Raw genomic sequence first — 18,215 nt, forward strand, 5'->3', positions numbered from 1 at the left:
ATGGACTATCGAACGAAAAATCGCCTCGGCATGGTCGTCGTAGCTTTTCAGGCAACCACGGTCGTCTTCGCCGCATCGACGAGCGGCGCCGTCGGCACCGTCACGTCTGCTCGCGGGATTCCGCACGCACAACCACAATGAAAGCACCCGTCTTCCCTCGATGTAAGCTACCGCTGTTGGTCGCGAGCCTCGCAGCGTGGTACATGCCGGCGCATGCGCAAACGGTGCCTCCGGCGGTCCGACCCGTGCAGGACCCCGCGCAACTGATTATCGAACAACAACGAGAACAGGCGCGCCAGCGTCAGCTCGAGCAGCCGCCGCCTTCGGTGACGATTCCGCCGCCGTCCGATACGACGCTCGACGTGCCACCCGGTACGCCGGTCGACGCGATCGTCGAAAGTGGTCCGACATTTCGGGTTCGGGAGATCCTGCTGCAGTCGGCCGACGGTAAGCGGTTCGAGTCGCCCAGCGGCGTGTCGCGCGCGAAACTCGATACCCTCGTCGCTGAGTTTGCGAATCACGAGCTCGGCACGCACCGCATTAATGTGTTGTTGAAGCGTCTGACTGACACCTTTGTCGCGGCAGGCTATGTGACAACTCGCGCGCTGCTCGGCCCGCAGAATCTTTCGACCGGCACTCTCCGGGTCTCGATCCAAGTCGGCCACGTCGCGGGCTTTATGGTCAATGGGCAGCCGATTCATCGCCTCAAGCCAGGCGAGGCGTCGGCGGGCGGTGGCTGGCTCACCGACGTCGGCTATGCCAATGCATTCCCAGTCTCGCCCGGCGATCCGCTTCGTCTGCAAGACGTCGATCAAGGCGTCGCGCAGATCAACCGACTGCGCCGCAATCAGGCCGCGGTACAAATTCTGCCGGGCCAGAATGCCGGTGACTCGATTGTCGCCATCGACAATAAGCCTGGCGACCGGTTGTATTTCAATCTCGGCGTCGACAACTACGGCAGCTCCGCAACGGGTGTGACGCGCTATCGCGCCGGCGTCGAAGCGGACAACCTGCTTGGTTTGCAGGAATCGTTTAGCGTCAACTTCCTCGACAGTCAGGACAGCAACGCACTGGTAGGATCGTTCGCCGTACCGTTCGGGCGAAATACCTTCAGCTACACGATCGCGGATTCCGAATACCAGCAGCTGATCGGCTCGACGGCGCTGCTGTATGGCCGCACGCTCTCGCACATTTTCGGATGGAACTACCTGGTCGGCAGGACCGTGAGCGACATCACCAGTATCGACACGACGCTCTCGTGGCGTCGCACCGATCGAACCATCAACGGTGCGGACCTCGATCCGCAGCGGGTCGCCGTGCTCCGGGTCGGCGGCAACTGGCTGCACAAGTTTGTAATGAACGACGCACAGGGGAATTTCACGGTCAACGGGGGGCTGTCCCAGGGTCTACCGTGGTTCGGTGCAAACCACGACGAGCACGGTATTGCGCGCGACGCCGCGCACAGTCAGTTCACCAAGCTCGATGCGACTGCGACGATTACGTTGCCGCTGCCGAAGCTGAACGGCGCGGTGTTAGTGTACCGAGGCGCGTTGGGCGGCCAGTTCACGAATACGGCGCTGTACGGCTCGGAGCAACTCTACCTCGGGGGCATGGATACGATCCGGGGCTTCCGATCGGGTGAGATCGCGGGAGACCGTGGCCTCTATGCGCGTAACGAGCTCGCATGGGTGAACGTTCCGATGTGGAGGGAAGGCCGTATCGAGCCGTACGTTTTCCTCGATGCCGGCAAGACGAGCCTGATTGGTGTTTCAGGTTTCCCGACGCTCGCCGGCATCGGGGCCGGCCTGCGTGCCCAATGGCAGTGGCGCAAGCAGTCGCTTTCGGGTGAGGTGCTGGTCGGGCGCGCGCTGACGCAGCCGGCGGCACTGGGCAACAAGGCGACGCTGGTACTCGGTACCTTGAACTGGTTTTACTAGATCGAATTTAGTCGTGTCCGACTACCCCTCGGTGTCGGACACTTTGCGCAGTGACTGAGGTCGCTAGCGTGTTCACACAAGCAGGAGCATCAAGCATGCAGACGACGTTCAACCGAATTCTGATCGCGACGACGATTGCCTGGCAATTGGCGCTGCCTGTCCAGGCGCAAACACAAACTTCGGCGTTGCCCGCGGGTGCTGTCGCAACGGTGAACGGTACACCGATCACCAAGGAAGAGGTCGACGCCGTGTTGCAGGCGTCGCGCCAGCCTGATACGCCGCAGTTTCGCCAAGCGATCAAAAACCAGTTGATCGCGCGCGTGCTGATCCAGCAAGCGGCCGACAAAGCGAGCTACGGCAGCAAGCCAGAAGTGCAGGCAGCCATGCAGCTTGCGAAATCGACAGCCGAGACGCAACTTTTCGTGCGCGATAACGTAAAACCTGAGCCTGTCACGGATGCACAAGTGAAGGCGCGATACGATGAAATCGTCGCATCGCTTGGAAAGGAGGAAGTCAAGCCGCGCATCATCGTGACGAAAGATGCGGCGACCGCTGCGACGGTGCTGGCTGGCCTCAAAGCGGGGCAGTCGTTCGACGCATTGGCGCGGCAGTACAGCCAGGCGCCGACCGCCTCTGCTGGCGGTGAGCTGCCGTGGGTGAGCTTCAAGACGCCAGTGACGGACGGGAATACGCAAGGATTGCCGCTAGCCGTTGCTCAGGCGATTACGCAATTGCCCGCAGGTGGTGTGACGCCACAGTCGATCGCGCTTGGCAATGACGTCAATGGCCCACGCGCGATCGTGAAGGTCGACGCGAAGCGACCAACGCAGGTCCCATCGTTTGACACCGCGAAGGCGACGATTCAGCAGCAGTTGCAAGCGTTGGCGCTCGAGAAGGCGACGGCGAACTTCGTCGGCGGACTGATGAAGAATGCAACGATTCAACAGTAAGCGCCGTCACTAGAATGTCGCAAAAACGCTCGAATCGACGACCGCGTAGCAAGGCGGAGTTGTTGCCGCTGCCGGCCCCTCATGCCCGCGCCATATCACTCGAAAATCACTTGGCGCTGGCGACTATTCGAAGTGGGCAGGGAACACCTGAGACGATGATCGCGTTACTCCGGGTGCTCTATCTGGGGTACTTCCTCGTCGAGCCTGATGTGTCCGACAGTGACTTGGCGCTCTTCCTAGAGGCGGAGTCCGTGTTACAACTGAGCATCGACACGGCGGCGACCGGGCGGGAGTGGAAACTGCCGGACGACAGCTTAGTGCCGATCGAGCAGCTGCTGTTGAGAATGGATTCACTCGTCGCTAGCGTCTCGAAGTATCGCTATATCCAGGGGTGGGATAGGCTCGGGCGTTTTGCCACTTCCGCGGAATGCTCGCCATTGCCGGGAAGCCGACTGAATAACGGCCAATAGCTACTGACCGCAGTTTTTCGGCAGCGTCAGCAAAACTCCCTCGCCGTCGTGGGCAGTGCCCCGAGAAGTTCGGTCCGGTCGACGAGCTTGCTCGCGATCAGATGGCGCACTTTCCCTTCGGCCTGCCATACGCCGTACACGGCCAGCAGCGCGGCGCCGAGCGCTTCCTTCCGAAACTGCTCCAGCAGGCCGGGCCACAGGATCACGTTGACCTGGCCCGTCTCGTCCTCCAGCGTCATGAACAGCACGCCGTTGGCCGTGCCCGGCCGCTGCCGCACCGTGACCAATCCGCATGCGCGCGCGAGCTGGCCGCTGCGCAAGGTGGCCAGCTGCTCGGCCGACTGCAGGCGATCGAGCGCGAGGCGCTCACGCAGCAGCGTCAGCGGATGCCGGCCGAGCGTGAAGCCCATCGCGCGATAGTCCGTCACGATCTCGTGGCCCTCCGATGCTTGAGGCAACGCCGGCACCGCGTCGTCGCGCTCGGTGCCGCGCAGCAGATCCCGATCAGGGACTGCGGCGGCCGCCAACCAAAGCGCCGCGCGTCGATTGCCGCCAGCCAGTGAGCGAAGGGCGTTCGCGCGCGCGAGCACCTGCAGGTCATGTCGATCGAGCCGCGCGCGGCGCGCCAGGTCCGCGACGTCGACGAATGGTCGCGCAGCGCGTGCGAGCTCGATGCGGCCGGCCACGTCTTCGCGCATGCCACGCAACAGCGAGAAGCCGAGGCGCACGGGCGCCGACGTCGTCGGCCCTTCGAGCGCTGAATCCCATGTGCTCACGTTGACGTCGACGGGCAGCACCTCAACGCCGCGGCGTCGCGCGTCCTGCAGTAGCTGCGACGGCGTATAGAAGCCCATCGGCTGGCTGTTGAGCAGCGCGGCCAGAAACACGGCCGGTTCATGGCGACGCAACCATGCGCTCGAGTAGACGAGTAGCGCGAAGCTGGCCGCGTGGCTTTCCGGGAAGCCGTAGTCGCCGAAACCCTTGATCTGCGCGAAGATCGCCTCGGCGAACTCGTGATCGTAGCCGCGCGCGAGCATGCCGCTGACCAGGCGCTCGTGATACGGCTCCAAGCCGCCCTTGCGTTTCCAGGCCGCCATCGCGCGACGCAGCTGGTCGGCCTCGCCGGCGGAGAAACCGGCCGCGAGCATCGCCACCTGCATCACCTGCTCCTGGAAGATCGGCACGCCGAGCGTGCGCTTCAGCGCCTTCTCGACGTCGGGCGACGGGTAGGTGACCGGTTCCAGCCCCTGACGCCGGCGCAGGAACGGATGGACCATGCCGCCCTGAACCGGACCCGGCCGGACGATCGCCACTTCGATCACCAGGTCGTAGAAGCATTGCGGCCGCAGGCGCGGCAGCATCGACATCTGCGCGCGCGATTCCACCTGGAACACGCCCATGCTGTCGCCGTCGCACAGCATGTCGTAGGTCGGTTTGTCCTCGGCCGGAATGTCCTGCAACTCGAATGTCTCGCCGCGTTTCTCCGAGATCATGTCGAGCGCGCGGCGCACCATCGACAGCATGCCGAGTGCGAGCACGTCGATCTTCAGAATGCCGAGCGCCTCGATGTCGTCCTTGTCCCACTGGATGATCGAGCGATCGTCCATCGCTGCGTTCTCGACCGGCACGAGCCGGGTGAGCTTGCCGCGGCTGATCACGAAGCCGCCCGAGTGCTGCGACAGGTGCCGTGGATAGCCAAGCAGCTGCGCGGCGAATGCGGCCCACTGCTGATTCAACGGCGCTTCGGGATCGAGGCCGGCTTCGGCAAACCGCTGCAGCAGATCGGCGCGCGAGTCGAACCAGTGATGCTGCTTCGCCACGCGGTCGACGATCGCCGGATCCACACCGAGTGCCTTGCCGGCTTCCCGCAACGCGCTGCGCGGTCGGTACGTCGTGACTGCGGCCGTCAGCGCGGCGCGATCGCGGCCGTACTTGCCGTAGATGTACTGCATGACGATTTCCCTACGGTCATGTTCGAAGTCCACATCGATATCTGGGGGTTCGGCCCTATTTTTTGAGACAAAACGCTCAAACAGCATGTTGGAGCGGGACGGGTCCACCTCGGTCACGCCAAGGCAATAGCACACCGCCGAATTCGCCGCCGATCCGCGCCCTTGGCACAAGATTCCCTGTCCCCGTGCGAATTGCACAATGTCGTAGACAGTCAGGAAGTACGGCTCATAGTGCAGCTCCGCTATCAGTTGCAGCTCGTGCTCGATCTGCGCCTGAACGTCGACCGGGATGCCGGCCGGGAAGCGTCGCCGCGCGCCGATGTAGGTCTGCTCGCGCAGGTACGTCGCCGGGTCGGTGCCGGTCGGTACCAGTTCGTCGGGATACTCGTACTTCAGATCGTCGAGCGAGAACGTGCAGCGCCGCGCGACACGCACGGTTTCCTCGAGCGCGCCGGCCGGATAGAGGTTCGCGAGCCGCAAGCGCGACCGCAGATGCCGCTCGGCGTTCGGCGCGAGCTCGTAGCCGCACTCGGACACCGGCCGGCCGACCCGGATCCCCGTGAGCACGTCCTGCAGCGGCTTGCGCGATCGCACGTGCATCAGCGGCCAGCTGGTGGCCACTACCGGCACGCCGTGGCGCGCAGCGACGCGCTCGACCACGCCGCGGTGGATGTCGTCCATCGCGCGCGCGTGCAACGTCAGCGCGACCCATGCGCGATCGCCGAACACGCGCGCGAACCATTCGACCTGCGCGTCGAGGCGCTGCTCATTGGCCGGGAAGTCGGGCGACAGGATCGCGATGCAGTCGGGCAGGCTGCGGAGGTGGGTGTACGGCGCTTCCGGATGCTCGAGATCGAGTGGCGCAAGCCGATACGTGCCTTTCTTGCCGCGCATGCGGCCGAGCGATACGAGTTCGCAGAGATTGCCGTAGCCGTCCCGGTTCATCGCGAGGGCTGTGAACGCGAGCGCCGGCGAGCCGTCGGCAGCCGTCAAGCGAAAGTGCGAGCCAACGATCAGCGGCATGTTCGCCACCTTCGCTTCGACGTGCGCGCGCACGACGCCGGCCAGCGAGCATTCGTCGGTGATCGCGATCGCGCTGTAGCCGAGCTGCGCCGCGCGCGCGACGTATTCCTCCGCGCGCGACGCGCCGTGCAGGAACGAAAAATCGGAGGCGACCTGCAGTTCCGCGTAGGCGGGCAGGGCGCCGAAACTGCCGGCGTCCATGACGGATCAGCCGAACAGGCCGTGTAGGAAGAAGCGCGCTTCGCTCTCGTCGCTGGCTGTCGGCCGCTCCTTATAGATCCAGTAGCAGGCGCCGTGGTCGTCCTCGGCAACGAAGTAGTCGCGCGTCACTGTCTGCCCATCCTGCCAGCCGCCTTCGATGCGCTCGCCGGGCGATACAATGCGCAGCGGTGTGCCGTAGAACGGTCGATGCTGGCGCGTGAGCAGCGGCACCGGCTTGGCAAGCAGCCAAGCCGGGCGTGGCAGATCCGCCGGCAGCGGCGCCGGCTTCGGCGCGTCGCGCATCGACACCCATCGGGCGGCCGGCTCCGGACGGTAGTCGGCCATGGGAGCCGGGACGAGCACGTTCTCGGCGCCGAGCCGCGCGGTCAGCAGTTCGAGCAGCCGCGCGTGATTCTGCTGCGTGCCGCCGGGCTCCGGGAACAACGAGTCGCTCGGCGCGGCCGCTTCCTGCACGCTACGGGCGACCAGGCGCACCGCGATCACGGGCCCGGCGAGCTCGACGTGACCGAGCCGTTCCTTGACGAGCCGCGTGAGGTGTTCCTCGAAGCGGGTAGGGGCGCCCAACGCGATCTCGATCTCGGTCGGCGCGATCGCGTCCCGCCCGCGCTCGTGCTCGAGCAGCAGCGCGAACGCAGCGACGTCCAGCTGCTTCGCGGTGAGCCAGCCGGTCAGCTGCAGGATCAGCCGGCGCGCGACGAACAGCAGCGCCTCGGCGTGCTCGACGCGGTCCATCAGTTCGACGCGCGTGTCGAACGATGGCGGCATTTCGAGCCAGTCGTAGGCGGCCGGCGCGGTGCCGGCGACCTGGTCGAGCCAGTCGAGCAGCTGCGTGCCGCAGCGCTTTTTCAGTCCGGCGCGCGGCAGGCGCTGCAGATCGGCGAGCGTTTCGCAGCCGAGATCCTCAAACCAGTTCGCGTAGCGCCGGGCGTCCGGCGCCACGACGAGCGGCGCGCGCGAGAGAGCGCGGCGCAGCGACCGCGCGGTCAGCGCGAGGCCACCGCGCAGGCCGCGAGCGACCATCCACGCGGCGGGGCCCGAGGACGCCACGGATATCGCTGCGGTGACGCCGAACGATGCGACGACGTCGCGCACGCGGTGGCGCAGCGCGCGGATGCCGTGGAAGAGACGCAGGCTCGCCGTCACGTCGAGCACCACCACGGCTTCTTCGGCGCCGACGACGCTCGGTGTGAACTGCAGGAGCGCATAGGCAACGCCGAGCACGAGCTCGCGCTCGCGCGCAGCGTCGCGCTCGCGGATCTGCGCGTCCGGCGCGAGCGACAGCACGCCACCGCGGCGCATGCCAGCGACCACGCCGAGCGCACGCGCGGCTTGATCGAGCGCCACGACGCGGCCGCCCTCGAGCACGACGAGCCCGCGCGCATCGTCAGGCGACGGCGCCGGCGATCGCGGCCGGAACACTTCTAGGGTCAGATGAGGTAAATGCACGCCGAGAAAGACTGCCATGGCGGTTCAACAAAATCGGCGAGGGGGACAGGGGAACGAACAGCGGCGTGTCGCGTGCCGGTCCGCGGCGCTTCACGAACGTGACGTCGATGCCGTCGCGCTTGGGCGCAAGCGCGAGCCGCAAGGGTGCCGGCGACGCGTCGCGCGCGGCGGCGACAGGCCGGAAGAGATAGAAAAGGGCCTGCCCGCTCTGCGCAGCCAGGTTGAGCCGCCGCAATGCGTTCGCGCGGACATGCGACTGCCAGAGCAGCACGGCGGCGCACGTGCCGGCGCGCAGCGCCTGTTCGGCGGCCCACAGCGCGTCGGCCGTGCGCGGTGCCGGCAGTGTCACGAAGCCTGACGGGTCGATGCCCCAAAACGCGAGCGCCAACGGTTGCAGCGCATGCGGTGGCTGGATCAGTATGACCGGCTTGCCGGCCGCGCGCGCGAGCACTGGTGCCAGCAGCCGAAGCTCGCCGATACCAGGCTGCGGTGCGAGCAGCTCGATCAGCGCGCCGGCCGGCCAGCCGCCGCCGGGCAGTTCGGCCGTCAACTCCGGATGGCCCGTGTCGACGCCGCGCACGCTCGAGCGAGCCAGTTGGCTGGCTCGCCATAAACTCGAATGGATTGCTTCTGGATGGGCGAGAGCGGGGTGCATGGGGTCGGTTACGCATAATACTGTATGTTTGTACAGTATATGACAGAGATAACCGCCCTACCAACCCCCGCGTTTACGCTGCGAGCTGGTGCTCGTAGTACGGCCGCTCGCGATCGGCGAGGATCTCGCGCAGCTGCGCGCGGCGGCTTGGATCGGGTGCGAGCCAGGCGTCGACGTTCGAGGATTTAATGGGGACGATACACCTGTCGTGTCCGGCAGCCGCCACTTCGGGCGGTGGGTCGTCGGTGATCGCCGCGAACGACCAGAGGTCGTCTGCGCCCGGGATCTCGGTGCGCGTCCATAGGCAGGCGACCTGCATGTGTTGCGGCGGCATTGGATCGAAGCGAAGCACGACATTCTGGCCCTCGCGCTTCACGTTTTCAAAAAACGCGTCGACCAGTAGTAGGCCGTGCGTGAAGCCGAAGACTTTGCGCCAGGCCGTGGAAAGTGAATCTACGCGGCTGTTATAACAACCGGGCTTCGCCCTCTCATCTGCCTCGGTCCACCCCGGTATGCGGCATCGATATCGCATCGGTACGATCAGCCGCTTGCCTTCGAGCTCGATCAGCACGGGCGCATACCAGCCCGGATAAATCCGCGAGTCGCGCTCCTGCAGGTCCGTCCGGCGATGATCGTCGAGCCCGCGCATCGCTGCTTCGATCTTGTCCGTGGCGATCCGGACGTCCTCGCTGGCCTTCTTCGTGACTTTCGCGGCGAGCTTCTTCTCGGCCGCGGCGAGCCGCGCGCGCTGCTCGAACAGATCGGTCTCCAGCTTCCGTGTTCGCTGGCTTCGATACGCGGAGATCGCGGCAGTGATCTCTTCGTCGACACCGGCGAACGCGGCCTCAACCGCTTTCGGGATCTTGATGTCGGCCCCGGATGCGCGCGCGAAGAAGATGCGCCTGAACGTCTCGATGTCCATGTCGGCGCCATAGCGCCGCACGTACTCCCGGTAGTTGGCTTGGATCTTTGCGGAATAGCACATTGCCGTGTCCCCTAAGCAACCGTTCAGGGACAGGGTACCGCAAGTTTTGAGCATGGACCTACCACTGTCGTGACGTTCGGCCGATCGCCGAACATTGTCCCCGCGAGATCGTCGCGGGGACGGGACATTAGACGTCCTCTCCGGGCCACCACGGTTTTGCAGCACGCTCGATCAAGTAGTCGTCGAGATTCTTGCCTTCCAGCCATTTCGGTCGCGGCCCGAATCCAGACCATTGCTTACCCGAAGAGGGGTCGTAGTACTTCGCTTGCGCCCGCGGTGTGCGCGATTTCCGAAAGCCCGCCGCGCGCAGTAGTTCCTCTTCGGTGATGCCGTAGAGCGCAACGCGCTCCTGGACGCCGGCCAAATACGCCTGCTTCTCGTCCTTCTTCACGTCTGCGAGTCGAATATTCAATTCGCGGAGCTGAGCCTGTAGGTCTTGTAGTTCATTCGTCACGATCGTTGCCGAGTAATTGCAATAGGACGGAATGGTAATGGATGGTCGGCGCCGCGCCGAATTTTCCGAGGTTGTGAATAAACAAGCCGTGATAGGCTCGAAAAAGACCCCGACCAAATCTCTCTCTGAATACGTCATTAACCTGTCCAGTTCAGAGGAACGCATGGCCCAAGCTGCAACACTTCGCCCGGCTCAAATCCGACATCTACTCGCCGTCACGTCTGCAACATCGCGCCATCCGGAACGCGATTGTCTCGTTCTCCTGCTAGGTATTACATGCGGGATGCGCGTCAGCGAAATAGCTCAAATCGAAGTTCAGGACGTGTTGTTTCCATCGGGCGCAATCCGTTCAGAGGTCAGTCTTCGCGCCGCAATCACGAAGGGTTGTCGGCAACGATGCGTCTATCTCACGCATCCGAAAACGGCTTCGGCCCTGGAGCGCTATCTGAACCATCGCATTGCACGCGGCATGGGAACCGAGCTAACCGCAGAGCGCTATCGAGGACTCGCGCCGTCGACTTGCTTGGTCCTTGCTGGCACTGGCCGCAAGTTTGCGATGAGCACCAAGCGGCGCATCAACGAGGCCGAGGAGCCGGTTGACTACTCGGCGTGTGACAGCCTCCAAGCCTACGTCACAAAGCTCTACAGGGATGCGGGGATACGCGGTGGATCGTCCCATTCGGGACGGCGCTCGTTTGCCAGTAACCTCGTTGAGCAAGGGCACGATATCGAAACGGTGCAGCAGCTTCTAGGTCATGCGGAACTGGACCACGTTTTGCCCTATCTGGCCGTGTCCGAAAGAAGGCTCAGGCAGATGTTCTGCGAAGTGTTATGACGCCCGCACGTGAGGTAAGATTGTGGAACACCTATGTTCCATTTGATAAACGCCCATGAGGGATACCGACGTGCTTTACGGCGAAGACGCGCAGGCCCTGCGCAAGAAGGCCGGATTGACCCAAACGCAGCTTGCGGAGCGCTGGGGCTTGACTCGCCAACAAATCGGCCGATACGAAAAAACCGGGCAGGAAGTGCCCGTGAAGGAGGCGGATGCATATCGGGGACTAGTGCTTACCGTTAAATCAAATGCAACATAGATGTTGCATTTGTAATTGTGTGGCGATAGGATTGCCTCATGGTCGGCGCACGTGTGCCGATAACACGGACAGGGAAAAACGTGATGCATGGAAGCGGGAAGTTGCCGACGCCGGCAACCGTAAAGGTCGCAATCGGCGACGTCGAGGCCGGCGAGCAAGTATTCGTGATTGCGGGCGGGCGGGGTAAATACGACGTGTACAAGGACGCTGAGGGTCGAGATTTTCTTGGGGTCGGTGTTAGGGCAGAAATCGACCGCTCGGCCGATGCGGCGCGGCATCGCGCTGAGTCAGCAGTCGAACGACCCTAATGGAAAAGGAAACCACGATGAGCAGCAAACCAGCAGACGGAATGCTGATGGACGGCGAGTACGAGGCGACGTGCCGTGAGCGTACGATATTGGGCGCAGCCGCGAATGGCCACAGTGCAGTGTTTCCGCGCGCGAGGATGGTTGTGAAGGGTGGATGGGCAACGTTCACCCGCGACGGAGTTGAAGTCTGGAACTGCAATGCTCGGTACGGCGCCGCGCACTTCAACGTTCAACCTGCATAGGAAGGTAACCATGAATGTGTTCGAAACTGCCACGAATGAACTCCGCGAGTTGGTCGATCTCGTTCGGCGCACGACTGAATGGGATATGTCGGTTGTGCATGGGCGTGTGAAGCTCGAAGAGGTGCCGCCGGAAGCCTTGGCGACGCATCGTGCGAAGACCGAGCGCCTCGCCGTACTGTGCGCGAAGTACGGGATCTGAGCAAACAACGATCGGGAATTCCGAAAACGCGATGCGAATCACTCTCGACACCGCTAAAGCCGTCTACCGCAAGGCAATCGACCCGAGCGCAGGTGACGGTGAAGGAGCGGCATGGTGGGATGAAGTTGCCGACGAAGTTCGCGACGTAGTCGCTGCGCGCACGTTGGCCGACGCCGCCGCAATGATCGAGTGGTGGCATCGCGATTGGACGCAGGTATCCGACACGTCGCGCGATGCCGCCCGCCGGATTCGAGAGGCGGCCCGAGCACTGCGCTCGAACACATAGGAAACCAGATTGATGAGCTCGCGTATGCATATCGGCTCTTTGGCGTCATCTTTCCTCTCGGGTGGTCGCGACTTGCCCAGTAGAGCGGATGCTAAGGCGAACGGCCTGTGCTGGGTCGAGGCCCTTGCGCGAGTCGCAGTCGAATGCATTTCCAACGAACAGCTCCGCGAGCAATGCCTGACCAGTTGGGTGACGCACGGGGGGCGAATTCGCGAAGAAATTGGCAACGATAAGCTTCTAGTTCAGCTGCTGCGACAGGTGCTGCCTCGGTACGAAGGCCCGTCGTTAAGGCTTTATCGAGGCGAGAGCGCGGAACGCTTCAACAATGGAAGGATAGGTCTCTGTTGGTCGTCGCAGCTTCATACCGCGGAAATGTTCGCGAGAGGCCTTAACGCTTACTATCCGGGTGGAGGCGTTCTGCTCAGTGCGATGGTCGATGCTACTGCAATCCTTTCAGGCCCGGGGAAACATAGCAGATGGCTCGGCGAGGCAGAGCACACAATCGATGCCCACGCTATAACGGAGCTGGAGATGTTGCAACGATATCCCAACCCCAACGACTAGGCGCGACAATAACCTCGGAAAACACCGGCTGTACCAGAGTGAGGAAAAGAACGTGTCCTTTACCATCATTGTTTCTGCCTACGCTGCGATTGTATCTACGGTTGTTGGAGGGTTCTCGATTTACAAGGAATTTCGTGGACCCCGGTTGCGGTTTAAAGCGAGAGTCGATTGGAGCAACAACAGTGGCTGGTCGACACCGAATGAAGCTTTGGTGTTTCTGACCATAACGAATACCGGGCATCGAACGATTTCGTTGACGGATGTGGTGCCGTTGGATTTCGCGGAGAGGGAGGGAAGAGTTTTTACACCCGTTGGCTTGCCCGCCACTCTAGCCCCGGGTGAATCCACTACAGTGATCGCGGACGTGGCCATAGGTGGCGAAGGATGGAAGCGTCTGGAAATCGAGGACTCCACCGGTCGTCGGCATGCCATAGATACAGCAACGCATGCAGAGATGAAAGCCCAGGCGCGTCCGATTCGCGCTTGGCAAGAGAAAATTCTGGCCACGAAATAACTACCTTTCGGAAAACGCCCATGAAGACAATTCGGTGGATGCTCGCGACCTACCTACCGATGCCTGCGGCACTCCAAACGGCGCTTGCGGATGGCACGGTGCGTACCGTCCACAATGAACATGGGGAGGCCAACCGCTCGCGGCCCAACAGACGTGCGACAGCTGATCGCCGCCGAACCTGAAACTCTTGCGCGGCACGACGAATCGTTTCGGTATGATCAGCCGCGACCGTGATACGCCGCTGAGTCCGGTTCTTCACCGGAGCGCAGCCCATCGCCATTAGGCCGGGACGGCACCAGCAGATCCCAGCGCACCTAAAGCTGAGTCCCCAAAATGCCGATATACGATCTGGTGAACGCACCAGCTCGGTGATTTCCTTAAGTCCGCTCGATAGCTACCACGCGGAACCAGTTTCTCGCAACCCTCGAAAGACGGTCAAGTTCATATAGCTTTTGGGGAAATGGTAGCGGGTGAATACACTACCATCACGTTGTTCAATTCCGAATCTATCCACGGAGAAACCGAGAATGTCAACTGCCTCGACTTTGAGCGAGAGAGTTTTTCAGACGATGAATACCGTTCGGGTTGGGGGCACGACGCGATTGATCGCGCTCACACTACCGATTTCGACGTTCATTCTGATGCTCGCGATCGGATCTGTGATGGGGCATCCGATGCCGAAGAACGGTATCGCGGCATTTCTGACCCTTGCTGCTGCCTACCTCGTCGCGACGATACTTACCGTAACCGCTTGGAACGAGAGCGGATCCCTGAAAGAAGGCGATCGGCTCGTCCTGATAGCCGGCGCAACCATCGCCGTGGCGCTCGGCCTCTTGGCCGCCGCCTACTTCTGGATCATCTAAGTCTTGCAGCGATCCCATGCCGGCGTGGATGTCATCAAAGGAAAACGAAAGAAAGGGGATTGAGATGAAGAAACTCCGTGAATTTGCCAGTTCGCAGAAAATGCAGCGTGCGTCAACCGCCTATCTGGCATGGACAATGCCAATCGTTACCCTCTTGGCCCTTCTGCACATTGTTCGCCAGCAAGGCGTCATTGCCGAGGCGGCTGTTCGTATGGCCCACACGGATGCATCGGCTACGGCGCGCCTGATACAGGGAGCGAATGGCGAAGCGAAATTGCTACTCGCGTCTCTCGTCGCCGCGACAACCGCGTCTGTGTTCGCATATCTCTGTTCGCGGAAGCGCAATGCTCGCATCTGACCTTCGCGGTGCAAAGAGGTATCCGGGCGTCCGGCGCTCGTTGGGCTTGAGCGCAGGCGCTGGGTGCTATCCACAAAATTTTGCTAGATTCCATTATGTAAATAATAATTCGGAATGCGAATTTAAAGACTCTTCGACAGCGATGTGCAACTAGAATCAGCATCTGTCACGGGGCCCTAGCCACGATCACTATGCACTCCGCTGAAGCGGCCTTTTTCCCGACCGCAGGAATATAATGTGTCGGTCGTGGACGGAGGGCTTGCACCTACGCTTCAAACCGTCTCGACCACTGGCCAACCTTCTAAATCGGAGTCCCTTCACATACATGGCTACCTATCTCGAACTGAAAGCTCAGGCAGAAGCACTGGCGCAGCAAGCGGAAGAAGCGCGGATTGCCGAGCTGGAAAGCATCATCGCGACGATCCGTGAGCAGATCGCCGAATATGACATCACGCCGGAGCAACTTTTCGGACGTCGGCGCGCTCCTACGTCGGGCACGCGGGCACCGGTCGCGCCGAAATATCGCGACCCGAAAACGGGCGCAACCTGGAGCGGGCGTGGCAAGGCACCTCACTGGATTGCAAACGCCAAGAACCGCGACCGGTTTTTGATTGAGCAGTGAGCGGCGTTTATGGTTGAGCTCGATGCCGTCAACGCTACATGAGGGACATTACCGGGCGATATGCCGCGAACGGACGGCTTTGGCTGCCAAGGCGATGGGACACCGCGAGGTATTTCCGCAAGCTGAGATGCTAGTCAAGGACGGATGGGCTACCTTCACCCGTGACGGCATCGAAGTGTGGAACTGCAGCGCGCGGTACGCCGCCGCGCACTTTGATCTCCGGCCTGCCTAGAGGATCCGTAGATGAGCGAGCTTGTGCAAATTGCGCCTGGCGTTGTGTTCTCATCCGATGTGCTTGGCGCTGAATGGGCGCGTAAGCATGGATCGGGCGACGGGAAGACACAGCCTGCGAATCGAAAGCGCCTGGAGGTGACGGAAAGCGATCAAGAAACTCGCACAATCGAAACGGCTCAGTTGTCGTTGCTGTAGAGAACCGTGGATGACAGACACCTTGCAACTGTCGGCCTTCGCGTTACCGCCGACGTTCCCTCCTGAGTCGGTTCCCGACGCTTGCACTCGTTTCGTACGTGAGTGCGTACCGGGCTTGACCAAACGTCAATTGCTGGCGCGCACACGCGCAAGAGGTTGGACGCCGGCGTGGCAACCGCTGACGCATCTCGTACGGGAGGGGTTCGAAGCGTTTGCCCTTGACTTAATCGTTGATGGGACGCACGTCCCCGTGATCGCCTGGATGCAACGTGTCGGGAAGGGTTTCGACCGCGTCTCAGTGTCCACTCGAGATCCACGGCAGTTGCCCCTGTTTTAATAGCGGCGCAGTTCGGTCCGGCGCGCGCACGCCCAACTCGAGGCATGCGTATCCGAAATGCAGGTGCTGGATATTCGAACCCGACGCCAGAACAGGCACAACGCTCCCGCCGGCCTCCGATCTGACCGCTTGTTATACGGCTTTCGATCAGGGCATTTCCACAGGTAACACGACCAGTTGGCCGAATCCGCATTTCAGATTGAAGATGGACCCGACCGGGGTCATCGAGTCGGCGTAAGGAATCGGAAGGACCTGCGGACTCTCCTGAGTCCGCGGGGGCGCGGGCGTGTCCGCTAGCTGCCGATATACCGCTCGACGTCGTGCAGCAGTTACTCGAGCCTGCTTCGCTTCAGACGACGTCCGAATGCGTAACGGCCGAAGAGGAAGCCGTCGCGCGGAGATCGGGAAATTCCACGGGCGCTCGATCGAGTAAAAATAAAATACCCGCTGGAAAATTCGGTAGCATTTCGACGCTTCGCTAGGGATCGATCTAGGGGCATGGCGAAGAAGGTGTCGGGAATGGACCCTATAGGGCTTGACCAACAGTCGCTCTGGTTCGGCAAGGCATTGCCTCATTCCGGTTGCTGCCGGGATAATGTCTTTTTGACTACGAATAGCAAACGAAAGGCCGGATGACAAATTCCCTTACTCCGCAGGGTGACGAAGACTATCGCCGCTGGCTCACGGAGCTCAAGCAGCGGGTCGAGCTTGCCCGTGCACGCGCCGCGGCAAGTGTCAATCGCGAGTTGGTGACACTGTACTGGCAGATCGGTAGCGACATTCTCGAACGCCAGGAGCGACAAGGGTGGGGGGCAAAAGTCATCGATCGGCTGGCGCAGGATCTGAAGGCTGCGTTTCCCGACATGCGGGGATTCTCGCCGCGCAACCTGAAATACATGCGGGCTCTGGCGCAAGCATGGCCATCATCGGAATTTGTGCAGCAGCCTGCTGCACAATTGCCGTGGTTTCATCTCTGTACCCTGCTCGACAAAGCAAAGGATCCGGCGGTCCGCGATTGGTACGCTGGCAAGGCGCTTGAGCACGGCTGGTCCCGCAACGTTCTCGCGATGCAAATTGACACGCAAGCACATGCGCGGGAGGGTGCGGCCGTAACCAATTTCGACGCACGCTTGCCGCCGCATCAATCAGATCTGGCGCGCGACGCGCTCAAAGATCCGTACATCTTCGACTTCCTGGGATTGTCCGAAGATGCTCAGGAACGCGATATCGAGCAGGGGCTGACGCGGCACATTACCCGCTTTCTACTTGAGCTTGGCGCCGGCTTTGCGTTTGTCGGCCGACAGTATCGGCTCGAAGTCGGCGGCGACGAATTCTTCATCGATCTGCTGTTTTACCACCTGAAACTTCGCAGTTATGTGGTGGTGGAACTGAAGGCCACACCGTTCCGGCCCGAATATGCCGGGCAACTGAACTTTTACCTGTCCGCGGTCGACTCGGAACTGAAGTCGCCTGATGATCATCCGACCATTGGGCTGCTTCTGTGCCGGGAAAAGAATCGTTTGGTTGCCGAGTATGCGCTGCGTGGCATGGCAAATCCGATGGGCGTCGCAGAATACCAGCTCATTCGGGACGTGCCCGCGTCGCTTGAAGCAGGGCTGCCGTCCATTGACCAAATTGAAGCAGAATTAGGCCCCGATTTGTCTGATTCAGACTGAGTCGGCTTAGTCTACTGCAGTGACGGCCCTGCAAAATCTTCGAGGTGTCGGGTACTGACCCCATTTATTCGATAACTATAATTATGTTAAATTACTTTAACGGATCGCATCGCCTCAACTGCGAGCGACCCCGCCAACGTTATCTAGTATTCCCTGTCTCCATCGTTGCCACTGCTAAGTCGATGAAAGTCTGCACCTTGGGTGTCAGATAGCGCGCGCTGGGGAAAGCGGCACGAATCGGCACTGAAGGCAACGACCAGCCCTCTAACACGGACTGAAGCTGTCCCGCGACCGCGTCGGCGACCACCCGAGGCAATCTCGCCACCCCAAGTCCGGCAATCGCAGCATCGCGCACCGCAAATACATTGCCGACCTTAAGGCGGGGCTCGACTTCGATCCGCTCGGGATGGCCCGCTTGGTGCATGGTAAGCGACTCAGCGTGGCCGTTTCCCCGTTCGCGCGCGTGGGGCATGATGGTGATGGCGTGGTGGCGTCCGTGTAGATCGCGGGCACGATCTGCGGATTTCGGTGATGGTGATCAGCCGTTTCGGCGAACGTGATCAGTTTGGAAGGTGGTGTTGCGCGGTCAATGGATTATAGCGAAGGTGATCACGATCAGGATGCGGAGG

General features: G+C 61.7%; 22 protein-coding genes. 16 read left to right on the forward strand and 6 right to left on the reverse strand.

Annotation, left to right across the window (positions count from 1 at the left end):
- The 4 genes from AC0KUR_RS35010 (at position 1) to AC0KUR_RS35025 (ending at position 3,357) form a co-directional block, all read left to right on the forward strand.
- Positions 1-141, forward strand: a complete 141-nt coding sequence (locus tag AC0KUR_RS35010) for a hypothetical protein (RefSeq protein ID WP_473377177.1) — start codon at positions 1-3, stop codon at positions 139-141.
- Positions 142-203: 62 nt separating this feature from the next.
- Positions 204-1,937, forward strand: a complete 1,734-nt coding sequence (locus AC0KUR_RS35015) for a ShlB/FhaC/HecB family hemolysin secretion/activation protein (RefSeq protein WP_473377194.1) — start codon at positions 204-206, stop codon at positions 1,935-1,937.
- 95 nt (positions 1,938-2,032) lie between these two features.
- Positions 2,033-2,887 carry a peptidylprolyl isomerase gene (locus tag AC0KUR_RS35020; RefSeq protein ID WP_473377178.1) on the forward strand — a complete coding sequence of 285 codons (855 nt, stop codon included), beginning with the start codon at positions 2,033-2,035 and terminating at the stop codon, positions 2,885-2,887.
- A gap of 155 nt (positions 2,888-3,042) precedes the next feature.
- Complete coding sequence (locus AC0KUR_RS35025; protein ID WP_244135777.1) at positions 3,043-3,357, forward strand: hypothetical protein; 315 nt, start codon at positions 3,043-3,045, stop codon at positions 3,355-3,357.
- Positions 3,358-3,383: 26 nt separating this feature from the next.
- Here AC0KUR_RS35025 and AC0KUR_RS35030 read toward each other — a convergent pair whose 3' ends face one another.
- The 5 genes from AC0KUR_RS35030 to AC0KUR_RS35050 form a co-directional block, all read right to left on the reverse strand.
- On the reverse strand, positions 3,384-6,533 hold the full coding sequence (locus AC0KUR_RS35030; RefSeq protein ID WP_473377179.1) for an error-prone DNA polymerase: 3,150 nt from the start codon (positions 6,531-6,533) through the stop codon (positions 3,384-3,386).
- Between the two features lie 6 nt (positions 6,534-6,539).
- Positions 6,540-8,018: a Y-family DNA polymerase gene (locus AC0KUR_RS35035; RefSeq protein ID WP_473377180.1), complete on the reverse strand. Its 1,479-nt coding sequence runs from the start codon at positions 8,016-8,018 to the stop codon at positions 6,540-6,542.
- The gene (imuA, locus tag AC0KUR_RS35040) at positions 7,939-8,655 is read right to left on the reverse strand and encodes a translesion DNA synthesis-associated protein ImuA (protein WP_473377181.1); all 717 of its coding nucleotides are present in this window, start codon (positions 8,653-8,655) and stop codon (positions 7,939-7,941) included. Before imuA ends, AC0KUR_RS35035 begins: the two co-directional genes overlap by 80 nt.
- Positions 8,656-8,728: 73 nt before the next feature.
- Positions 8,729-9,640 (reverse strand): SOS response-associated peptidase family protein, encoded by a 912-nt coding sequence (locus tag AC0KUR_RS35045; protein ID WP_473377182.1) that lies wholly within the window; start codon positions 9,638-9,640, stop codon positions 8,729-8,731.
- A 127-nt stretch (positions 9,641-9,767) separates the two neighbouring features.
- On the reverse strand, positions 9,768-10,094 hold the full coding sequence (locus tag AC0KUR_RS35050; protein WP_059447316.1) for an H-NS histone family protein: 327 nt from the start codon (positions 10,092-10,094) through the stop codon (positions 9,768-9,770).
- Positions 10,095-10,131: 37 nt separating this feature from the next.
- On the opposite strand from AC0KUR_RS35050, the gene AC0KUR_RS35055 reads away from it, so the two are divergent.
- From AC0KUR_RS35055 to AC0KUR_RS35110, 12 genes are all read left to right on the forward strand, one after another.
- The gene (locus tag AC0KUR_RS35055) at positions 10,132-10,929 is read left to right on the forward strand and encodes a tyrosine-type recombinase/integrase (protein ID WP_473377183.1); all 798 of its coding nucleotides are present in this window, start codon (positions 10,132-10,134) and stop codon (positions 10,927-10,929) included.
- A gap of 55 nt (positions 10,930-10,984) precedes the next feature.
- Complete coding sequence (locus AC0KUR_RS35060; protein WP_059522815.1) at positions 10,985-11,188, forward strand: helix-turn-helix domain-containing protein; 204 nt, start codon at positions 10,985-10,987, stop codon at positions 11,186-11,188.
- 38 nt (positions 11,189-11,226) lie between these two features.
- Positions 11,227-11,496 carry a hypothetical protein gene (locus AC0KUR_RS35065; RefSeq protein WP_473377184.1) on the forward strand — a complete coding sequence of 90 codons (270 nt, stop codon included), beginning with the start codon at positions 11,227-11,229 and terminating at the stop codon, positions 11,494-11,496.
- Between the two features lie 17 nt (positions 11,497-11,513).
- Entirely contained in the window at positions 11,514-11,738 is a 225-nt protein-coding gene (locus AC0KUR_RS35070) for a hypothetical protein (RefSeq protein ID WP_473377185.1), read from the forward strand.
- Between the two features lie 10 nt (positions 11,739-11,748).
- Positions 11,749-11,937, forward strand: a complete 189-nt coding sequence (locus AC0KUR_RS35075) for a hypothetical protein (RefSeq protein WP_228545139.1) — start codon at positions 11,749-11,751, stop codon at positions 11,935-11,937.
- Positions 11,938-11,968: 31 nt separating this feature from the next.
- On the forward strand, positions 11,969-12,223 hold the full coding sequence (locus tag AC0KUR_RS35080) for a hypothetical protein (protein WP_194794506.1): 255 nt from the start codon (positions 11,969-11,971) through the stop codon (positions 12,221-12,223).
- Between the two features lie 616 nt (positions 12,224-12,839).
- Positions 12,840-13,301: a hypothetical protein gene (locus AC0KUR_RS35085; RefSeq protein ID WP_473377186.1), complete on the forward strand. Its 462-nt coding sequence runs from the start codon at positions 12,840-12,842 to the stop codon at positions 13,299-13,301.
- 527 nt (positions 13,302-13,828) lie between these two features.
- Positions 13,829-14,164 (forward strand): hypothetical protein, encoded by a 336-nt coding sequence (locus AC0KUR_RS35090; RefSeq protein ID WP_473377187.1) that lies wholly within the window; start codon positions 13,829-13,831, stop codon positions 14,162-14,164.
- Positions 14,165-14,228: 64 nt separating this feature from the next.
- Positions 14,229-14,522: a hypothetical protein gene (locus AC0KUR_RS35095; RefSeq protein WP_473377188.1), complete on the forward strand. Its 294-nt coding sequence runs from the start codon at positions 14,229-14,231 to the stop codon at positions 14,520-14,522.
- Between the two features lie 325 nt (positions 14,523-14,847).
- Complete coding sequence (locus tag AC0KUR_RS35100) at positions 14,848-15,144, forward strand: H-NS histone family protein (protein ID WP_473377189.1); 297 nt, start codon at positions 14,848-14,850, stop codon at positions 15,142-15,144.
- A 243-nt stretch (positions 15,145-15,387) separates the two neighbouring features.
- Positions 15,388-15,573 (forward strand): hypothetical protein, encoded by a 186-nt coding sequence (locus AC0KUR_RS35105; protein WP_473377190.1) that lies wholly within the window; start codon positions 15,388-15,390, stop codon positions 15,571-15,573.
- 969 nt (positions 15,574-16,542) lie between these two features.
- Positions 16,543-17,586, forward strand: a complete 1,044-nt coding sequence (locus tag AC0KUR_RS35110; protein ID WP_060122026.1) for a PDDEXK nuclease domain-containing protein — start codon at positions 16,543-16,545, stop codon at positions 17,584-17,586.
- Between the two features lie 139 nt (positions 17,587-17,725).
- Here AC0KUR_RS35110 and AC0KUR_RS35115 read toward each other — a convergent pair whose 3' ends face one another.
- Positions 17,726-18,010, reverse strand: a complete 285-nt coding sequence (locus tag AC0KUR_RS35115) for a LysR substrate-binding domain-containing protein (protein ID WP_473377191.1) — start codon at positions 18,008-18,010, stop codon at positions 17,726-17,728.
- Positions 18,011-18,215 lie beyond the last annotated feature (205 nt).

The sequence above is a fragment of the Burkholderia sp. YHN3-13 genome, assembly GCF_055810675.1.

Bases quoted from the DNA above. Each gene is read 5' to 3' on its own strand.
- AC0KUR_RS35010 (WP_473377177.1), top strand. From the start codon at position 1: ATGGACTATCGAACGAAAAATCGCCTCGGCATGGTCGTCGTAGCTTTT.
- AC0KUR_RS35015 (WP_473377194.1), top strand. From the start codon at position 204: ATGCCGGCGCATGCGCAAACGGTGCCTCCGGCGGTCCGACCCGTGCAG.
- AC0KUR_RS35020 (WP_473377178.1), top strand. From the start codon at position 2,033: ATGCAGACGACGTTCAACCGAATTCTGATCGCGACGACGATTGCCTGG.
- AC0KUR_RS35025 (WP_244135777.1), top strand. From the start codon at position 3,043: ATGATCGCGTTACTCCGGGTGCTCTATCTGGGGTACTTCCTCGTCGAG.
- AC0KUR_RS35030 (WP_473377179.1), bottom strand. From the start codon at position 6,533: ATGGACGCCGGCAGTTTCGGCGCCCTGCCCGCCTACGCGGAACTGCAG.
- AC0KUR_RS35035 (WP_473377180.1), bottom strand. From the start codon at position 8,018: ATGGCAGTCTTTCTCGGCGTGCATTTACCTCATCTGACCCTAGAAGTG.
- imuA (WP_473377181.1), bottom strand. From the start codon at position 8,655: ATGCACCCCGCTCTCGCCCATCCAGAAGCAATCCATTCGAGTTTATGG.
- AC0KUR_RS35045 (WP_473377182.1), bottom strand. From the start codon at position 9,640: ATGTGCTATTCCGCAAAGATCCAAGCCAACTACCGGGAGTACGTGCGG.
- AC0KUR_RS35055 (WP_473377183.1), top strand. From the start codon at position 10,132: ATGGATGGTCGGCGCCGCGCCGAATTTTCCGAGGTTGTGAATAAACAA.
- AC0KUR_RS35060 (WP_059522815.1), top strand. From the start codon at position 10,985: ATGAGGGATACCGACGTGCTTTACGGCGAAGACGCGCAGGCCCTGCGC.
- AC0KUR_RS35065 (WP_473377184.1), top strand. From the start codon at position 11,227: ATGGTCGGCGCACGTGTGCCGATAACACGGACAGGGAAAAACGTGATG.
- AC0KUR_RS35070 (WP_473377185.1), top strand. From the start codon at position 11,514: ATGAGCAGCAAACCAGCAGACGGAATGCTGATGGACGGCGAGTACGAG.
- AC0KUR_RS35075 (WP_228545139.1), top strand. From the start codon at position 11,749: ATGAATGTGTTCGAAACTGCCACGAATGAACTCCGCGAGTTGGTCGAT.
- AC0KUR_RS35080 (WP_194794506.1), top strand. From the start codon at position 11,969: ATGCGAATCACTCTCGACACCGCTAAAGCCGTCTACCGCAAGGCAATC.
- AC0KUR_RS35090 (WP_473377187.1), top strand. From the start codon at position 13,829: ATGTCAACTGCCTCGACTTTGAGCGAGAGAGTTTTTCAGACGATGAAT.
- AC0KUR_RS35095 (WP_473377188.1), top strand. From the start codon at position 14,229: ATGAAGAAACTCCGTGAATTTGCCAGTTCGCAGAAAATGCAGCGTGCG.
- AC0KUR_RS35100 (WP_473377189.1), top strand. From the start codon at position 14,848: ATGGCTACCTATCTCGAACTGAAAGCTCAGGCAGAAGCACTGGCGCAG.
- AC0KUR_RS35105 (WP_473377190.1), top strand. From the start codon at position 15,388: ATGAGCGAGCTTGTGCAAATTGCGCCTGGCGTTGTGTTCTCATCCGAT.
- AC0KUR_RS35110 (WP_060122026.1), top strand. From the start codon at position 16,543: ATGACAAATTCCCTTACTCCGCAGGGTGACGAAGACTATCGCCGCTGG.
- AC0KUR_RS35115 (WP_473377191.1), bottom strand. From the start codon at position 18,010: ATGCACCAAGCGGGCCATCCCGAGCGGATCGAAGTCGAGCCCCGCCTT.